12 protein-coding genes are annotated in these 16040 nt (G+C 65.9%); 6 read left to right on the top strand and 6 right to left on the bottom strand.

Translation table 11 applies throughout. The annotated features are described in order from the left end of the window. The first annotated feature begins 157 nt into the window (after positions 1–157). Both ppk2 and QO207_RS15475 read left to right on the top strand, forming a co-directional pair. Positions 158–1075, top strand: coding sequence for a polyphosphate kinase 2 (ppk2, locus tag QO207_RS15480; protein WP_301533256.1), 918 nt, complete (start codon positions 158–160; stop codon positions 1073–1075). A gap of 187 nt (positions 1076–1262) precedes the next feature. Continuing rightward, entirely contained in the window at positions 1263–2876 is a 1614-nt protein-coding gene (locus tag QO207_RS15475) for an inorganic phosphate transporter (protein ID WP_301533255.1), read from the top strand. 342 nt (positions 2877–3218) lie between these two features. Here QO207_RS15475 and QO207_RS15470 read toward each other — a convergent pair whose 3' ends face one another. Then, complete coding sequence (locus tag QO207_RS15470; protein WP_301533254.1) at positions 3219–3536, bottom strand: hypothetical protein; 318 nt, start codon at positions 3534–3536, stop codon at positions 3219–3221. Positions 3537–3547: 11 nt separating this feature from the next. Next, positions 3548–3910, bottom strand: a complete 363-nt coding sequence (locus QO207_RS15465; protein ID WP_301533253.1) for a hypothetical protein — start codon at positions 3908–3910, stop codon at positions 3548–3550. 248 nt (positions 3911–4158) lie between these two features. Between QO207_RS15465 and QO207_RS15460 the strand changes: the two genes are divergently transcribed. Together QO207_RS15460 and QO207_RS15455 are read left to right on the top strand one after the other, a co-directional pair. Then, a complete protein-coding gene (locus QO207_RS15460) occupies positions 4159–5769 on the top strand; it encodes an ABC-F family ATP-binding cassette domain-containing protein (protein WP_301533252.1) in 1611 nt (536 codons plus the stop codon). A gap of 178 nt (positions 5770–5947) precedes the next feature. Beyond that, positions 5948–6388, top strand: a complete 441-nt coding sequence (locus QO207_RS15455; RefSeq protein ID WP_301533251.1) for an acetyltransferase — start codon at positions 5948–5950, stop codon at positions 6386–6388. 284 nt (positions 6389–6672) lie between these two features. Here the strand turns inward: QO207_RS15455 and QO207_RS15450 are convergent, their stop codons facing one another. Beyond that, the gene (locus QO207_RS15450; protein WP_301533250.1) at positions 6673–7029 is read right to left on the bottom strand and encodes an antibiotic biosynthesis monooxygenase; all 357 of its coding nucleotides are present in this window, start codon (positions 7027–7029) and stop codon (positions 6673–6675) included. 77 nt (positions 7030–7106) lie between these two features. Between QO207_RS15450 and soxR the strand changes: the two genes are divergently transcribed. Beyond that, positions 7107–7571 carry a redox-sensitive transcriptional activator SoxR gene (gene soxR / locus QO207_RS15445; RefSeq protein WP_301533249.1) on the top strand — a complete coding sequence of 155 codons (465 nt, stop codon included), beginning with the start codon at positions 7107–7109 and terminating at the stop codon, positions 7569–7571. 217 nt (positions 7572–7788) lie between these two features. Here soxR and QO207_RS15440 read toward each other — a convergent pair whose 3' ends face one another. From QO207_RS15440 to QO207_RS15430, 3 genes are all read right to left on the bottom strand, one after another. Further along, complete coding sequence (locus tag QO207_RS15440; protein WP_301533248.1) at positions 7789–9141, bottom strand: HlyD family type I secretion periplasmic adaptor subunit; 1353 nt, start codon at positions 9139–9141, stop codon at positions 7789–7791. A 5-nt stretch (positions 9142–9146) separates the two neighbouring features. Continuing rightward, positions 9147–11309, bottom strand: coding sequence for a type I secretion system permease/ATPase (locus QO207_RS15435; RefSeq protein ID WP_301533374.1), 2163 nt, complete (start codon positions 11307–11309; stop codon positions 9147–9149). Positions 11310–11486: 177 nt separating this feature from the next. Further along, positions 11487–12845 carry a TolC family outer membrane protein gene (locus QO207_RS15430; RefSeq protein WP_301533247.1) on the bottom strand — a complete coding sequence of 453 codons (1359 nt, stop codon included), beginning with the start codon at positions 12843–12845 and terminating at the stop codon, positions 11487–11489. 480 nt (positions 12846–13325) lie between these two features. Between QO207_RS15430 and QO207_RS15425 the strand changes: the two genes are divergently transcribed. Then, positions 13326–16040 (top strand): retention module-containing protein (locus QO207_RS15425; RefSeq protein WP_301533246.1); only part of this gene is annotated, 2715 nt, incomplete at its 3' end.

Below are 16040 nucleotides of genomic sequence, written 5' to 3'. Positions count from 1 at the left end.
ATCCTACTGCGTGCTTCGTTGTTGCCAGGTGCTACGACGCGATGCGGAAGCAGCAGATCGCAATGCTCCGGGAAATCTCCTGTGGCAATCACTGTCACCAGCCTGACACCGTCCCGCCCTAGTCTGGCGGCAAAGTCCCTGCGTGAAGGCCGTTGCCATGCCCCTGACCAATGAATCCGTGATCCGCCGCATCCACCGCGAACTGCTCGACCACAGCGACGAAGAGCTGGAGCTTGAGCTGCTGGAGGATGTGCGCAACCTCGACGAGCTGTTCGACGAGCACGCCGATGTCGACGAGGAGAAGCTCGCCCGTCGTCGCTACTTCAGCGAGTTGTTCCGCCTGCAGGGCGAGTTGGTGAAATTGCAGAGCTGGGTGGTGAAGACCGGCCACAAGGTGGTGATCCTCTTCGAGGGTCGTGACGCCGCGGGCAAGGGCGGGGTGATCAAGCGCATCACCCAGCGCCTGAATCCGCGCGTCTGCCGGGTCGCCGCGCTGCCCGCGCCGAACGACCGCGAGCAGACCCAGTGGTACTTCCAGCGTTACGTCTCGCACCTGCCGGCGGCGGGGGAGATCGTCCTGTTCGACCGCAGCTGGTACAACCGCGCCGGCGTCGAGCGGGTGATGGGTTTCTGCTCGGATGACCAGTACGAGGAGTTCTTCCGCAGCGTCCCGGAGTTCGAACGCATGCTGGCGCGCTCGGGCATCCAGCTGATCAAGTACTGGTTCTCCATCTCCGACGACGAGCAGCACCTGCGCTTCTTGAGCCGCATCCATGACCCGCTCAAGCAGTGGAAGCTCAGCCCGATGGACCTGGAGTCACGCCGCCGCTGGGAGGCGTACACCAAGGCCAAGGAAATCATGCTCGACCGCACCCATATCCCCGAGGCGCCCTGGTGGGTGGTGCAGGCCGACGACAAGAAGCGCGCGCGGCTCAACTGCATCAGCCACCTGCTCAACCTCATTCCCTACGAGGACGTGGAGCACCCGGCGGTGGTCCTGCCGCAGCGCCAGCGACACGAGGACTATTCGCGCACGCCGACGCCGCAGCAGATCGTGGTGCCTGAGGTTTACTGAGGTTTTGCATACCGCGTAGGAGTGGACTCCGTCCGCGATGGCCTCAGGCGCGAAGCGGACCCGATCGCGGACGGAGTCCGCTCCTACGCACAGCCAGCCTTCGTGCAACGCTGAAACTCGTGGAGACACAACTTGTAACACTCCCCGCCGATCATGACCGGGACACCCCACCCAGCGGACTCCCAGCATGACCACCGATACCCTGGCCGCCGGCGACCTTTCCGTCGCCGATGAACGGCCCCATCTGGAACACAAGCCCGGCCGCATTACCGCCTTTATCTTCTTCGCCGTGCTCGCCATCGGCCTGCTGTTCTCGGCCTGGAGCCTGATGCATGACGTTGGCGAAGTGGCCACCGCCGTTACCACCTGGACGCCGTTCCTGTTGCTGGGGGTCGCGCTGTTCATCGCCCTGGGCTTCGAGTTCGTCAATGGCTTCCACGACACCGCCAACGCGGTGGCCACCGTCATCTACACGCACTCGCTGCCGCCGCACTTCGCGGTGGTCTGGTCGGGCTGCTTCAACTTCCTCGGCGTGCTGCTCTCCAGCGGCGCGGTGGCGTTCGGCATCATCGCCCTGCTGCCGGTGGAGCTGATCCTGCAGGTCGGCTCCTCGTCCGGCTTCGCCATGGTCTTCGCCCTGCTGATCGCCGCCATCCTGTGGAACCTCGGCACCTGGTGGCTGGGCCTGCCGGCGTCGTCCTCGCATACCCTGATCGGCTCGATCATCGGCGTCGGCGTGGCCAACGCGCTGATGCACGGCCGCGACGGCACCAGCGGCGTGGACTGGGGCCAGGCCACAAAGATCGGCTACTCGCTGCTGCTCTCGCCGCTGATCGGCTTCGTCTGTGCCGCGCTCCTGCTGTTGGCACTGCGCCTGCTGGTGAAGAACCGCGCGCTGTACAAGGCGCCCAAGAGCAAGGCACCGCCGCCCTGGTGGATTCGCGGTCTGCTGATCCTCACCTGCACCGGCGTGTCCTTCGCCCATGGCTCCAACGACGGGCAGAAGGGCATGGGCCTGATCATGCTGATTCTCGTTGGCACGCTGCCGATGGCCTATGCGCTCAACCGCACCATGCCGGCGGACCAGACCACCCAGTTCGTCGCCGTTGCCGAAGTCACCCAGCAGGCGCTGGTCCGCGCTGCACCGCAGCCGGCTCCGGCGGACCCGCGCGCGGTGCTCACCGAATACGTGCGCACCCAGGTCGCCAAGCCGGAACTGATTCCCTCGGTCGCCGCCCTGACCGGCGCCATCGGTGACGAAGTGAAGGGCTACGGCAGCCTGGCCCGCGTACCGGCCGAGGCCATGGCCAACGTGCGTAACGACATGTACCTGACCAGCGAGGCGATCCGCCTGATGGACAAGGGCAAGGTCGGCAATTTCGACGCCGACACCACCGCCAAGCTGACCGCCTTCAAGGGCAAGATCGACGAAGCCACGCGCTTCATCCCGCTGTGGGTGAAGATCGCCGTGGCCATCGCCCTCGGCCTGGGCACCATGGTCGGCTGGAAGCGCATCGTCGTCACCGTCGGCGAGAAGATCGGCAAGACCCACCTGACCTACGCCCAGGGCGCCTCGGCGGAGCTGGTGGCGATGATGACCATCGGCGCGGCGGACATGTACGGGCTACCGGTGTCGACGACTCACGTGCTGTCCTCCGGCGTCGCGGGCACCATGGCCGCCAACGGCTCGGGCCTGCAGATGCGCACCATCCGCAACCTGCTGATGGCCTGGGTGCTGACCCTGCCGGCGGCCATCGTGCTCTCGGCATCGCTGTACTGGCTGTTCACCCACCTGTTCTGACCTTGGGTGCGCCAATGAAAACGCCGCTCTTTCGAGCGGCGTTTTCGTGTCCGGAGGAGTGCATTTGTAGGATGGGTGGAGCGCAGCGATACCCATGCTGTCCGCGCACGGAGTTGATGGGTATCGCTGCGCTCCACGCCATCCTACTTCGAATTCATCCTGTGGATATCTGCGCTTGGCTTGAGCCGGAACTGCTTTTCGTAGGAGCGAGCTTGCTCGCGAACATATTTCCGGAGGCGCTGGCGCTGGGTGGTTCGCGAGCAAGCTCGCTCCTACAAGGCTATGGACGACCGCAGCGGTTTCGATTCGGGCGCAGGAGATTGCAAGTCTTCTGCGCCGAGCTCATGCCGATGCACAAGCTGCGCGATAACGCTCCACCAGCAGCGGAATTGCCCGTTCGCGCCAGAAGGCGCTGCTGACCATCCCGCTGGACATACCGCCGTGAGCGTGGCGTGGCAGGTGCACGGGTTGGGGATTGTCCAGGGAGATGCCGGCCAGTTGTTCGAACAGCTGCCTGAGCAGCTGGGTCAGCGCGGCTTCGCTGGTGGGCCAGGGGGTGTGGGCGAGGTGCTCGGCCATTTCCTGCCAGAGGTAGGGATCGCCGCGCAGGCCCCACTGAATGGGTTCTTCGTGGAACAGCTCAGGGAGGGAAGGGAGCATCGAGCCGAGTCTCAGACTTTCGTGCGCAGGCGCTTGAGCTGGGTGAGCAGCGCCGACAGGCCCACCGCGCAGCCCATCAGCAGCAGGATCCAGCCCATGAACTGGACCTCTCGCGGCACCGTGTGCTGGGCGTACCAGCCGCCGACGATGAGGATGAGCGCCAGCAACGGTTGCACCAGGCGCGCGGAGGAGATCATGCCGTTGCTGCGGATGGTCGCGACCTGCACCTGGTGCAGGGCTTCGCTGAAGGTGCGGCAGTCTTCCGAGCAGACCAGCCCGCGGCTGACCGGGAGTGCGCAGCTGCGGCAGATGCCCTTGCCGCAACCCCGGCACAGGGCAACGGCGCTGGCGCCGGGATGGGTGAAGCATTCCATGTCGTGGTGACTCCTTGTGCGGTGTGAGCGGGCAGTGTCACCTGTTCCGGGCGGGGCTGGGAAGCTCGCTCGCCGCAGCAGTTTCTGCCGGATGGCCGCGTTCGTTGCGCGGCTGCGGTTATACTGCGCCGCTCATTCCCCTTCGCGAGGTGTTCGTCCGATGCGCAATTGATGCCGCCGTGGTTTCACGGCCCGTTTCCTTCCCTGGTCTGTTCCGGGGGATTTCCGGCATCAATCTGGTAGTGCGCATGACGAGCCCGTTCACCCTGGCGCTGCAAGGCGTCTCGTTCCATTTGCCCAGCGGCGAACCGCTGCTGAGCGACCTCAACGAAACCTTCGATGACCGCCGCACCGCGCTGGTCGGGCGTAATGGCGCGGGAAAATCTGTGCTGGCGCGGATCATTGCCGGCGAGTTGCAACTTGGCGCTGGGCGTGTGCAGAGCTCGGGGCGGGTGCATTACCTGCCGCAGCGCATCGAGCCGCAGGCATTTCGCAGCGTGGCCGAGCTGGCCGGCGTGCAGCCATTGCTGGATGCGCTGGCGCGAGTCGAGGCGGGTGGTGTCGATCCCGCAGACTTCGAACTGCTCGATGGGCGCTGGGACCTGCGTGCGCGCCTGGAGGCCGAACTGAGCGCCAGCGGTCTTGGCCATCTGACGCCGGATACGCCTGCTGCGCGGCTGAGCGGCGGTGAATGCACGCGGGTGGCGCTGCTCGGCGCCTGGCTCAGCGAGGCGAACTGGCTGGTTCTCGACGAACCCAGCAACCACCTCGACCGCACCGGCCGCGAAGCCCTGCGCGAGCAATTGCAGCGCTGGCGCGGCGGGCTGATCCTGATCAGCCACGATCGCCTGCTGCTGGACGACATGCAGCGTGTTGTCGAGTTGTCTTCCGCCGGCCTGCGCAGTTATGCCGGCGGCTACGCCTTCTACCGCGAGATGCGCCAGCAGGAGCAGGACAACGCCCAGCGCGAATTGCAGCGACGCAAGCTGGAGCGTGACCGCCAGCAGCACGCCATGCAGGAACAGCGCGAACGCCAGGAGCACCGACAGGCGAAGGGGCGCAAGGAGGCGAAGACGGCCAACCAGGCGAAGATTCTGGTCGACCGGCAGAAGGAGCGCAGCCAGACCAGCCTCGCGCGCCTGGCCACGCAGCATGGCGAACGTCGTGAGCAGCTGTCACGCGGAGTGCAGGAGGCATTTGCGCAGCTACGCGACGATCCGCCGATCCACCTGAATGCGCTCGCTTGTGCCTTGCCCGAGCAGCGCGCCGTGTTGTTGCTGGAAGCATTGCGCCTGCCGTTCGGCAACGCTGCGCCACTCGATCTGCATCTGAGTGGGCCGCGCCGCGTGGCGATCAGCGGGCGCAATGGCAGCGGCAAGTCGACGCTGCTCAAGGTGATTGCGGGGGAGCTGAGCCCGGCGGCTGGAGCGTGCGAGGTGCAGGTGCGCAGCGCTTATCTGGACCAGCACCTGGCGGGGTTGCTACCGGAGCTTTCGGTGCTGGAATTGCTGCAGGAGCGCAACCCTGTGGAGGAGCAATCGGTGCTGCGCACGCGCCTGGCGCAGCTGGGTTTGCCGGCGGCTCGGGTCGAACTGCCCAGCGCGCTGCTCAGCGGCGGCGAGCGGCTGAAGGCGGCGCTGGCCTGCGAACTCTACGCCGCGCAGCCGGCGCAGTTGCTACTGCTGGACGAGCCGGACAACCACCTCGACCTGCCTTCCCGCGAGGCGCTGGAGGAGCTGCTGCGGCAGTACCGTGGCGCGCTGCTGGTGGTGTCCCACGACGATGCATTTCTTGCCCGGCTGCAGCTGGAGGCGCGGCTGGAGTGCGCGGAGGACGGCTGGCACTGGTTGGTCGGCTAGGGCTTTACCGGCCGGGAAGGGCTGGGTAGGATCAACCTCCCTCTCTTTCCGGCTGCCTCTGCCGTGTTCCGCCCAGGCGTTGATTCGCGAAGCGGGCATTCATGCTGCCGACGCTCCAACGGCCGTCACCCTGCGTGGCGCGCTATCCCTTTGTGATCTGCTGAATCAGGATGCATTCATGCTCATTCGCCAACGCATCGCTGCGGACAATCCGCGGCTGCTCGATATCTGGCTGGGCGCCGTGCGCGCGACCCACCACTTCCTCCAGGCGTCGGACATCGACGCGCTGCTGCCCCAGGTCCGCGACCTCTACCTGCCTGCCGTCGAGGTCTGGGTGGCGGTGGACGACGAGGATCGCCCGCTGGGCTTCATTGGGCTCAACGACGCCCATGTGGAGATGCTCTTCATCGATCCGCAATGCCGTGGCCGAGGCCTTGGCCGCGCGCTGCTGGATTTCGCGCGGAAGCTGCGCGGTACGCTGAGTGTCGACGTCAATGAACAGAATCCTCAGGCGGTGGGGTTCTATCTGCACTATGGCTTCGTGCAGACCGGGCGTTCGCCCCTTGATGGCGAAGGCCGGCCCTTCCCGTTGCTGCATATGAGCCTGCCGGCGGGTTGATTACGCTGCTCCGCTATAGGAGCGCCCCATGGGCGCGATAGCGGGCATGGCCCACTCCTGCTTGATGTTTCAGCGCTTGGCCAAGCCCTCACCCTAACCCTCTCCCCGAGGGAGAGGGGACCGTTCGGTGCAGGATGAAGCGATAGCGTCAGCCGGCACACTTTGCCCCCTCTCCCTTGGGGAGAGGGTTGGGTGAGGGGAAGCGCAAAAAAGGAATTACGCAGGGAAAGGCAGTTGCTACTGCAGGTGCCAAGACGGCGTACAACCGCGAACGGTTGTACGCCCTACACACTGCGTTCCGTCTCGCCGCTGCCGAAGCGGATGCTGCGTGCGCCGAGCCTGAGCAGGCTGTCGGCGAACAGGTCGCTGGCGGTGCTGCGGCAGTCCCAGGCGGCTTCCCAGTCTTCCTTGCGTCGCCAGTGCAGGCGGCCGACCAGGCGTTGTGGCTCGCCATCGGCGTGCAGCTCGCTGGCGAGGTAGCCGGGGCGCCGGTAGAACAGTTCCTGCAGGTGCGTCAGGTAATCGCCGAGGCGCGCGGCGATGTGCGGGCGCTGCTGCGGCGTCACGTCGATTTCGATCTGCAGCACGAAGTGCGGATTGTCCACGCAGGCCTGGGCGGTGATCGGGGCGGGTTGAGTCATTTGGCGGGGCTCCCTGTCTTGAACCGAATGCCTGGCGAGGGTAAAACCTCAACTTAAGTTGAGGTCAAGAGCCCGTCATGAAGAATTCCTCCTCCTGTTCCATGCACCGCGAGCTGAGCGTTGGCGAACTGGCCAAGCGTTCTGGCGTGGCGGTTTCCGCGCTGCATTTCTACGAAGCCAAGGGGCTGATCGCCAGTTCGCGCAATGCCGGCAACCAGCGCCGCTATTCCCGCGACACGCTGCGCCGGGTGGCGGTGATCAAGGTGGCGCAACGGGTTGGCATTCCCCTGGGGGAGATCGCCGAGGCGCTGGGCTCATTGCCCAGCGGGCACAACCCGACGGCGGCGGACTGGGCGCGATTGTCGGCGCGCTGGCGGGATGATCTGAACGAGCGGATCGAGAAGTTGCTGCTGCTGCGCGATCAGCTCGATGGCTGCATCGGCTGCGGTTGCCTGTCGATGGAGGCGTGCCCGCTGCGCAATCCGGGGGATCGGTTGGCGGAGGAGGGGCCGGGGGCGCATTGGCGAGGGGAGGTAGAGTGAGTGTGCCGGGGGCTCAAGAGCTGAAGAGCCCCTCTCCCTAACCCTTTCCCTGAAGGGAGAGGGGACTGTTCGGAGCGAGATCCGGGCATGGAGTTCGCCGGAGGTCTTTGTCCTCGGCGAGCACAGGACTTGAAGCTGGCTCGGACGGCTCCCTCTCCCTTCAGGGAGAGGGCTGGGGAGAGGGAAAGAGCCCGAGCGCCGGAGCTGGGCGAAGCACTCACCGCTCCCGCAGCGCCTCCCACCGAGCCTTCAACACCGGCTTGAGAATGTAATCCAGCACGCTCTTCTCGCCGGTGATGATATCCACCGTCGCCACCATGCCGGGGATGATCAGCAGGGGCTTGGCGTCGGTGCCCAGGTGGTTCTTGTCGGTGCGCACCTGGATCAGGTAGAAGCTGTTGCCTTTGTCGTCGGTGATGGTGTCGGCGCTGATCATTTCCAGTTTGGCCTTGAGCCCGCCGTAGATGGTGTAGTCGTAGGCGGTGAACTTCACGGTGGCGCTTTGCCCGGGGTGGAGGAAAGCGATGTCCTGCGGACGCACACGGGCTTCCACCAGCAGGTTGTCTTCCAGCGGGACGATTTCCACCATGTCGCTGCCCGGCTGCACGACGCCGCCGATGGTGTTGACCTTGAGTTGCTTGACGATGCCGCGCAACGGCGCGACCACCAGGGTGCGGTTGACCTTGTCGTCGATGGCACGGCTGGTGGCGGTGAGCTTGTTGAGGTCGGTGCGGACGTCGTTGAGCTCCTTCAGCGCGTCGCTACGAAAGCCCAGCTTGGATTCCTCGACCTTGCGCTGGATCTCGTTCACCGCCGCCTCGGCGCGGGGGATGGCGAGGTTGGTGGCGTTGAGGTCGCCGTTGATTTCCACCGCGCTGCGGCGCAGGCGCAGCAGTTCCACCGGGGATACCGCGCCGGCCTTCACCAGCGGCTCGGACATGTTGATCTCCTGCTGCACCAGCCCGAGGCTGGAGCGGTACTGCTGGACCTTGGCGCGGAATTCCTGCAGCTCCTGGCCTTTCTGCCGCAGCTGTTCCTGGAGGATGCTCAGCTCGCTGTTCTGCCGCTGCATGCGAGTCTGGTAGAGCGCCAGCTGGTCTTCGACCACCTGCGGCGCGGCTTTCTTCAGGTCGGCGGTGAACACCGGGTCGCGCCCTTCGGCCTCTGCGCTCAGGCGTTCGACGCGGGCTTCCAGGGAGTTGCGGTCGGCTTCGGTCTCGCCCTTGTTGGAGGTGAATCGGGTGTCGTCCAGGCGCAGCAGTGGCTGGTTCTTCTCCACCACCTGGCCTTCGCGGACGAAGATTTCCGAGACGATGCCGCCCTCCAGGTTCTGGATGGTCTGCACCTTGGAGGAGGGGATGGCCTTGCCTTCGCCCTTGGTGACTTCCTCGATGTCGGCGAAGTAGGCCCAGGTGACGGCGACCACGATCAGCGCCAGCGCCGCCCAGAGGGTGATGCGGGTGGTGTTGGGCGAGTCTTCCAGCAGGGTGCCCTGCACCTCGGGCATGAAGTCGGTGTCGCGGGCGCCGTTGCCGCCGATGTAGCCACGGATCGATTGGGAGAACTGCATGGCGATTACCCCGCTGCCGGGCCGACGTGGCCCTTGCGCAATGCTTCGATGACCGCGTCTTTCGGGCCGTCGGCGACGATGCGGCCGTTGTCGAGCACCAGCAGGCGGTCGACCAGGCTGAGCATCGAGGTGCGGTGGGTGACCAGCAGCAGGGTCTTGTCGCGGCAGGCCTCGTGCAGGCGCTTGCGGAGGATCTCCTCGCTGCTGTTGTCCATGGCGCTGGTGGGTTCGTCCAGCAGCAGGATCGGCGGGTCGAGCAGCAGCGCGCGGGCCATCAGCACGGCCTGGCGCTGGCCGCCGGAGAGCAGTTGGCCGCGCTCGCCCACCGGGCGGTCGAAGCCGGCCGGGTGCTGCCGGGCCAGTTCGCTGACGCCGGTCAGTTCGGCCACTTCGAGCATCCGCGCATCGCTGACGTAGCGCGCGCCGAGGGTCAGGTTGTCGCGCAGGCTGCCGGCCAGCAGCGGCAGGTCATGGGCGACGTAGCCGATCTGCTGGCGCAGGTCGGAAACGTCGATCTGCCGCAGGTCGAGGCCGTCCACCAGGATCTGCCCTTCCTCGGGGTGGTAGAAGCCCATCAGCAGGCGGCCGAAGGTGCTCTTGCCGGAGCCGCTCTTGCCGATCACGCCGATCTTCTCGCCGGGGTTCAGGCGCAGGCTGATGTGGTTGAGCGCCGGGGTGGTCTGCTCCGGGTAGCTGAAGCTCAGCTGGCGAACTTCCAGCGCGCCGTGCAGCTGGGTGCGCTCCAGCGGGCGCTGGCGGGCCTGGCGCTCCTGCGGCAGTTCCATCAGCGCGTCGGTGCTCTTCATGGTCAGGCGCGCCTGCTGGTAGCGGGTGATCAGCCCGGCGATCTGCCCGAGCGGGGCGAGCACGCGGCTGTTGAGCATGTAGCTGGCGACCAGGGCGCCGACGCTGAGGTTGCCGTCGAGGATGCTGTAGACCCCGGCGCAGATCATCGCAAGGCCGGCGAACTGCTGGAGGAACAGGGTGCCGTTGGTGGCCAGCGCGGAGAGGAAGCGCGCGTGGTTATCCAGCCGCGCGAGGGCGCCGTGGGTGGCTTCCCAGCGGTACTGGCGCTCGCTCTCGGCGCCGCAGGCCTTGAGGGTTTCCAGGCCGCCGAGGGTTTCGATCAGCAGGGCCTGGCGCTCGGCACCCAGGGTCAGGCTTTTCTGCACGGTGTCGCGCAGGCGGCTCTGGATGATCAGGGCGAACACGATGGTGATCGGGAAGGCCAGCAGCGGCACCGCCACCAGCCAGCCGCCGAGCAGGCCGATGACCAGGATCATGAGGATCGAGAAGGGCAGGTCGATCAGGCTGGTCAGGGTCAGGGCGGTGAGGAATTCGCGCAGGCCCTGGAAGTCATGGATGCTCTGGGCGAAGCCGCCGACGGTTTCCGGCTTGGCCTTGAGCGACATGCCGGTGATGCGTTCGAACAGGGTGGCGGAGAGCACCACGTCGGTCTTCTTGCCGGCCATGTCCAGCAGGTTGGAGCGCAGCACCCGCAGCAGCAGCTCGAACAGGGTTCCCAGCAGCAGGCCGGCGGACAGGACCCAGAGGGTCGACAGGGCCTGGTTGGGCACCACGCGGTCGTAGGTCTGCATGACGAACAGCGGCACCAGCATGCCCAGCAGGTTGATCAGCAGGCTGGCGACCAGGGCGTCGGTGTAGAGCCAGCGCGACAGCTTGAGGGTATCGCGGAACCACGCCTCGACCCTTGGCACCAGCGGTTTGCGCGCGGCCTCCAGTTCGTGGCGCGGGCGGGCGAACAGGGCCTGGCCGCTGTACTGGGCGGCCAGTTCGTCGGCGCTGACCGCCTGCTCACCGCCGTCGGTCTCGCAGGGCAGGATCAGCGCCTGGCCGTCGTCGCGCCACTGGCGCAGCACGGCGCTGCGGCCGTCGTTGAGCAGCAGCAGGACGGGCAGGTTGAGGCTGGAGATACTCTTCAGCTCGCGCCGCAGCAGCCGCCCCTGCAACCCGGCGCGGGCCGCGGCGCGCGGCAGCAGGCTGGCGGAGAGGCGCTGGTCGGGCAGCGGCAGACCGGCCGCCAGGCTGTTGCGGCTGACCGCGCAGCCGTGCAGGCGGCAGAGGATCAGCAGGCCGTCGAGCAGGGGATCGTCATGGCTCAGGCGCGGATCGCCCGGCGCGGGTGCGCCGCGCTCCTGGATGATCATGGTCACGCTACTTCCTCCCGGGCCGGGACGCTCCGCGCCAGTCGTCGCTGGCGAGCACCCGCAGGTGCTCGCCGGTCTGCGCCGGACGCTGGATTTTCCGTGCCCTGTCGTATCGCTTCACGGCCATCGCCCCGGCGCCGTGAGGCGCGGGGCAGGGTGGGGCCGCGAGCGACTTTCTTATTTCAGGTCAGGCAGGCGTGCCTCGTTCTTCACATCCGAGAGCGCCACCGATTCGTGCGGCGCGACTACGTGCTGGGTGCGCAGCAGCGAGCCCATGCTGCCGAGCACGCGGTACATCGAGTACTCCTCGGTGTAGCGGACTTCGGTGTAGCGGCGGTTGGCGGTGAACAGTTCGTTCTCGCTGTCCAGCAGGTCGAGCAGGGTGCGCTGGCCGAGGGTGAACTGCTGCTGGTAGGCCTCGCGAACCTTGCGGGTGTAGTCGGCGTACTCGCGGGCCGGCTGGGTCTGCTTGCGCGAGTTTTCCATCGCGTCCCAGGCCAGCGAGAGGTTCTCGTTGAGCAGGCGCAGTGCGTTGTTGCGCACGTCCTGGGCCTCGTTGATCTGGTGCGAGGTGGCGTTCAGGTGGGCCTTGTCGCGCATCCCGTTGAACAGGTTGTAGCGCATCACGACCTGGGCTTCCCAGCTGTTGTAGTGGCCTTCGTCACCGTCGACGTTGTTGTTGGCAGCCTTGGCCAGCTCGGCGTCGAAGCGCGGGTAGAAGGGCGCCTTGGCGGCCTCGTACTGCGACTCGGCGGCGTTGACGTCGGCCTGGGCCGATTTCAGCAGCGGGTTGTCGTTGAGCATGTCCTGGCGCGCGGCCAGCAGGTCGGCGGGTACTTCGGCCTTGACCGTGGAGGGCATCTCCAGCTGGTCGGGCATCTTGCCGGTGGCGCTGTAGAAGTTCGCCTCGGCGTCGGCCAGGTTCACTTCCTCGGTGTAGAGGTTGTTCTGCGCCAGGGCCAGACGAGCGATGGCCTGATCGTTGTCGGCAGTGCTGCCAACACCGCGCTCGCTGCGCAGGCGAATCTGGTCACCGATGCGTTCGTGGGCCTGCAGGTTGTTCTTCGCCAGGGTCACCATCTCGCGGCGTTTGAGCACTTCGAGGTAGACCTCGACGGTACGCAGGGCAGCGGTCTCCGAGGTGCCGAGGATACGGAAGGCCTTGGAGTTGACGTTGGCTTCGTTGCGCTTGACCTCGTTGGGCGTGCCGAAGCCGTCGAACAGCATCTGCCGCAGACGGATTTCCGCGTCGCCACGGGTCAGGGTTTCGTCGTTGTGGTTGCCTGACGCGCGGGTCGTCGGGCTGTCGGTGTTCTCCCGGCCGTAACCGGCCACGAGGTCGACGGTTGGCAGATATCCTCCCCTGGCAAACTTGAGTTCTTCATCCGCGGTCAGGCGGCTGTTCACGCTCTGACTGATTTCCGGGTGGTATTGCAGCGTGCTTTGTATAGCTTCGGTCAGCGTCATGGCTTGCCCATGAGTCCCCGACACCGCCAAAAATACACCGCTCCATAGTGCCGCGTTACGACTGCGCATGGCTTTGCTCCTGGTGTTCTGTACTTCGATGCTCTTTGGTCGCCAATTTATTGGCTTTTTTCTCTTATCAAGCGTTTCACGCCTGTAACATCAGAGCTAAGAACAACTTTTCGAAAACCTCAGAAGAATTTTTCACAAGGGTTATTCAGAAAAAATCTTATGAAGCCTGTGAAAAGCAGCACATTGTTTAAGCCGGCAAGCCCCGTATTTCCTGGGTATGGGCTGGGTAGGGCGCTTGCACACGAAGCCAGGTACGGTTTGTAGCAGTTAGGGCGGGGACCACCGCAGAAGGACAAGAAATAGCGTAGCCAGCATGACAGAAAATTGTCGCTGGCTTTTTGATACTCAAGCGCTACCAGTCCTTTTCTGCTCCCTTCGCAGCTTTCTTCGCAGCATCCGATACAAGCCTGCCATGGCCTTATTCGGTTACTTGCGCGCCGATGGATTCGGCCGCGGGGCAGTGGAGCGGAGGAAGGACTCATGGCTACTTTGATGGGTGTCGTCAGCAAGGTTATCGGCGAAGTGTTTGCAGTAGCCGCCGATGGATCGCGTCGTCCTTTGGAGCAGGGAGACAAGGTATTTGTCGGCGAGCAACTGGTCACCGGCGCCAACGGCGCGGTGGCAGTGAAGATCGCCGGTGGTGGCGAGATCACGCTGGGTCGTGACAGCTCGCTGCCGATGACCTCGCAGATGCTCGCCGCTGCGCACCAGGCGGACCAGGGCGACCAGTCGGTTGCCCAGCAACAGCCGCCGGCACCGCCGTCGCAGAAGGACGTCACCGACGTCAAGGCCTTGCAGGCCGCCATCGCCGCCGGCGCCGACCCGACCCAGCAAGCCGAAGCCACCGCAGCCGGCCCGCAGGCGGGCGCCCCTGGCAACAACAAGCCCGGTGGTGGGCACTCCTTCGTGCTGCTGACCGAGGTCGGCGGCCATATCGATCCGAACATCGGCTTCCCCACCGGCCCGATCGGCTCCGGGCCGCTGCCCCTGCGCGAGTTCGACGGCGTGCCGCAACCGCGCGCCGAAGCCGTGGTGCCGGAAGTGCCGCCGCCAGATGGCCAGCCGAGCGCCGGCCCCAACGGCCCCGGCATCGCCAGCGTATTCGAGGCCGGCCTGTCCGGCGGTATTCCTGATGGTCCGGGCGAGGGCGCGACCTTCTCCGGCAGCCTGGGCTATGACTTTGGCAGCGATGGTGTCGGCAGCTTCACCTGGGGCACCGCCGGCCTGCCCAGCCTGACCTCCGGTGGCGTCGCCATCACCTACAGCGTCAGCCCCGACGGCCATGTGCTTACCGGCAGCGCCAACGGCACGCCGGTCTTCACCGTGACCCTGACCAACATCAACACCGGCACCTTCGAGGTCACACTGCTGCAGCCGGTGGACCACCCGGTGAAAGGCTCGGAAGACACCCTGAGCTTCGATATCCCCTACACCATCACCGACGGCAACGGCACCCCGGCCAACGGCACCCTGACCGTGGGCATCGTCGACGATGCGCCGCAGGGCAGTCTGTCCGCCGACAACGGCGTGGACGTGTTGCTGCAGACCCATGACGCCAATACCGCAGGCGCCGCCTTCGACACCTCCACCGCCGACTACAGCGCGGCGTTCAAGGTGACCGCCAACTACGGCGGCGACGGCGCCGGCAGCACCGAGCTGAGCTACAACCTCAACCTGGTCGCCGGCAACGGTGCCAACTCGGGCCTGACCAGCGGCGGCGCGGCTATTTACCTGTACAGCGTGGGCGGCACCATCGTCGCTTCCACCTCCGCCAGTGCCGCCGGGGTTACCGGCGAGAACACCGTGTTCTCGCTGTCGGTCAACGGCAACACCGGGGTCGTCACCCTGACCCAGTACAGCGCCATCGATCACCCTCTGCCGGGCAGCGAGAGCGGTTTTGCCGGCCAGACCATCGCCCTCGACTCCGGCCTGGTGCAGCTGCAGGGCAACCTGACGGTCACCGACCGCGACGGCGACAGCGTCACCTCCAGCAGCTCCCTCGACCTGGGCGGCCGCGTGAGCTTCACCGACGACGGCCCGAGCATCGCCGTGGGCAATACCGAAGGCCTGCACCTGACGGTGGACGAATCCAACCTCGGCCAGGATGCCACCAGCAGCGTGGCGGCAGGTGATCTGTTCAACTCGCAGTACGGCGCCGATGGTGCCGGCTCGATCACTTACAAGATCAGCGCCACCGACAACACCGACAGCGGTGTGAAAGACAGCGCCACCGGCGACAAGATCTTCCTGTTCAACACTGCCAATGGTGTCGAAGGTCGTGTGGGCGGCGCTGACGGTGCCGTGGCCTTCCGCGTGACCCTGGGCGCCGACGGCAAGATCACCCTCGATCAGGTCCGTGCACTGGTTCACCCGGACTCCGCTGACTCCAACGACCCGCTGAGCCTGGGCGAAGGCAAGATCAGCCTGACCGCCACCGTGACTGACGCCGATGGCGACCACCAGAGCGCCAGCCTCGACCTGGGCAGCAAGCTGACCTTCCTCGACGACGGCCCGAGTATTTCCGTGGGCAACACCGAAGGCCTGCACCTGACCGTGGACGAGACCAATCTCGGCCAGGCGGCCACCAGCACTGTTGCCGCAGGCGATCTGTTCAATAGCCAGTACGGTGCCGACGGTGCCGGTTCGACCACCTACAAGGTATCCACCACCGACAACACCGACAGCGGCGTGAAGGACACCGCCACTGGCGACAAGATCTTCCTGTTCAACACCGCCAATGGCGTTGAAGGCCGTGTAGGCGGTGCGGATGGCGCAGTCGCCTTCCGCGTGACCCTGGGCGAGGACGGCAAGATCACCCTCGACCAACTGCGTGCGCTGGTGCACCCGGACGCTGCTGACTCCAACGACCCGTTGAGCCTGGGCGAAGGCAAGATCAGCCTGACCGCCACCGTGACCGACGCCGATGGCGACCACCAGAGTGCCAGCCTCGACCTGGGCAGCAAGCTGACCTTCCTCGACGACGGCCCGAGCATTTCCGTGGGCAACACCGAAGGCCTGCACCTGACCGTGGACGAGACCCAGTTGGGCGTTCCGGCCACCAGCGACTCGGTTGCCGATCTGTTCAATGGCCAGTACGGCGCCGATGGCGCGGGCTCGATCACCTACAAGCTCGAAGCCGCCAACAACTCCGACAGTGGCCTGAAGGACAACAACTCCGACAGTGGCCTGAAGGAC

Source organism: Pseudomonas sp. CAN1 (genome assembly GCF_030462585.1).
In the GTDB taxonomy this organism is placed as follows: Bacteria; Pseudomonadota; Gammaproteobacteria; order Pseudomonadales; family Pseudomonadaceae; genus Pseudomonas.
The sequence above is the reverse complement of the archived record's forward strand: the minus strand, read 5'-3'. Positions and strand labels throughout refer to the sequence as shown.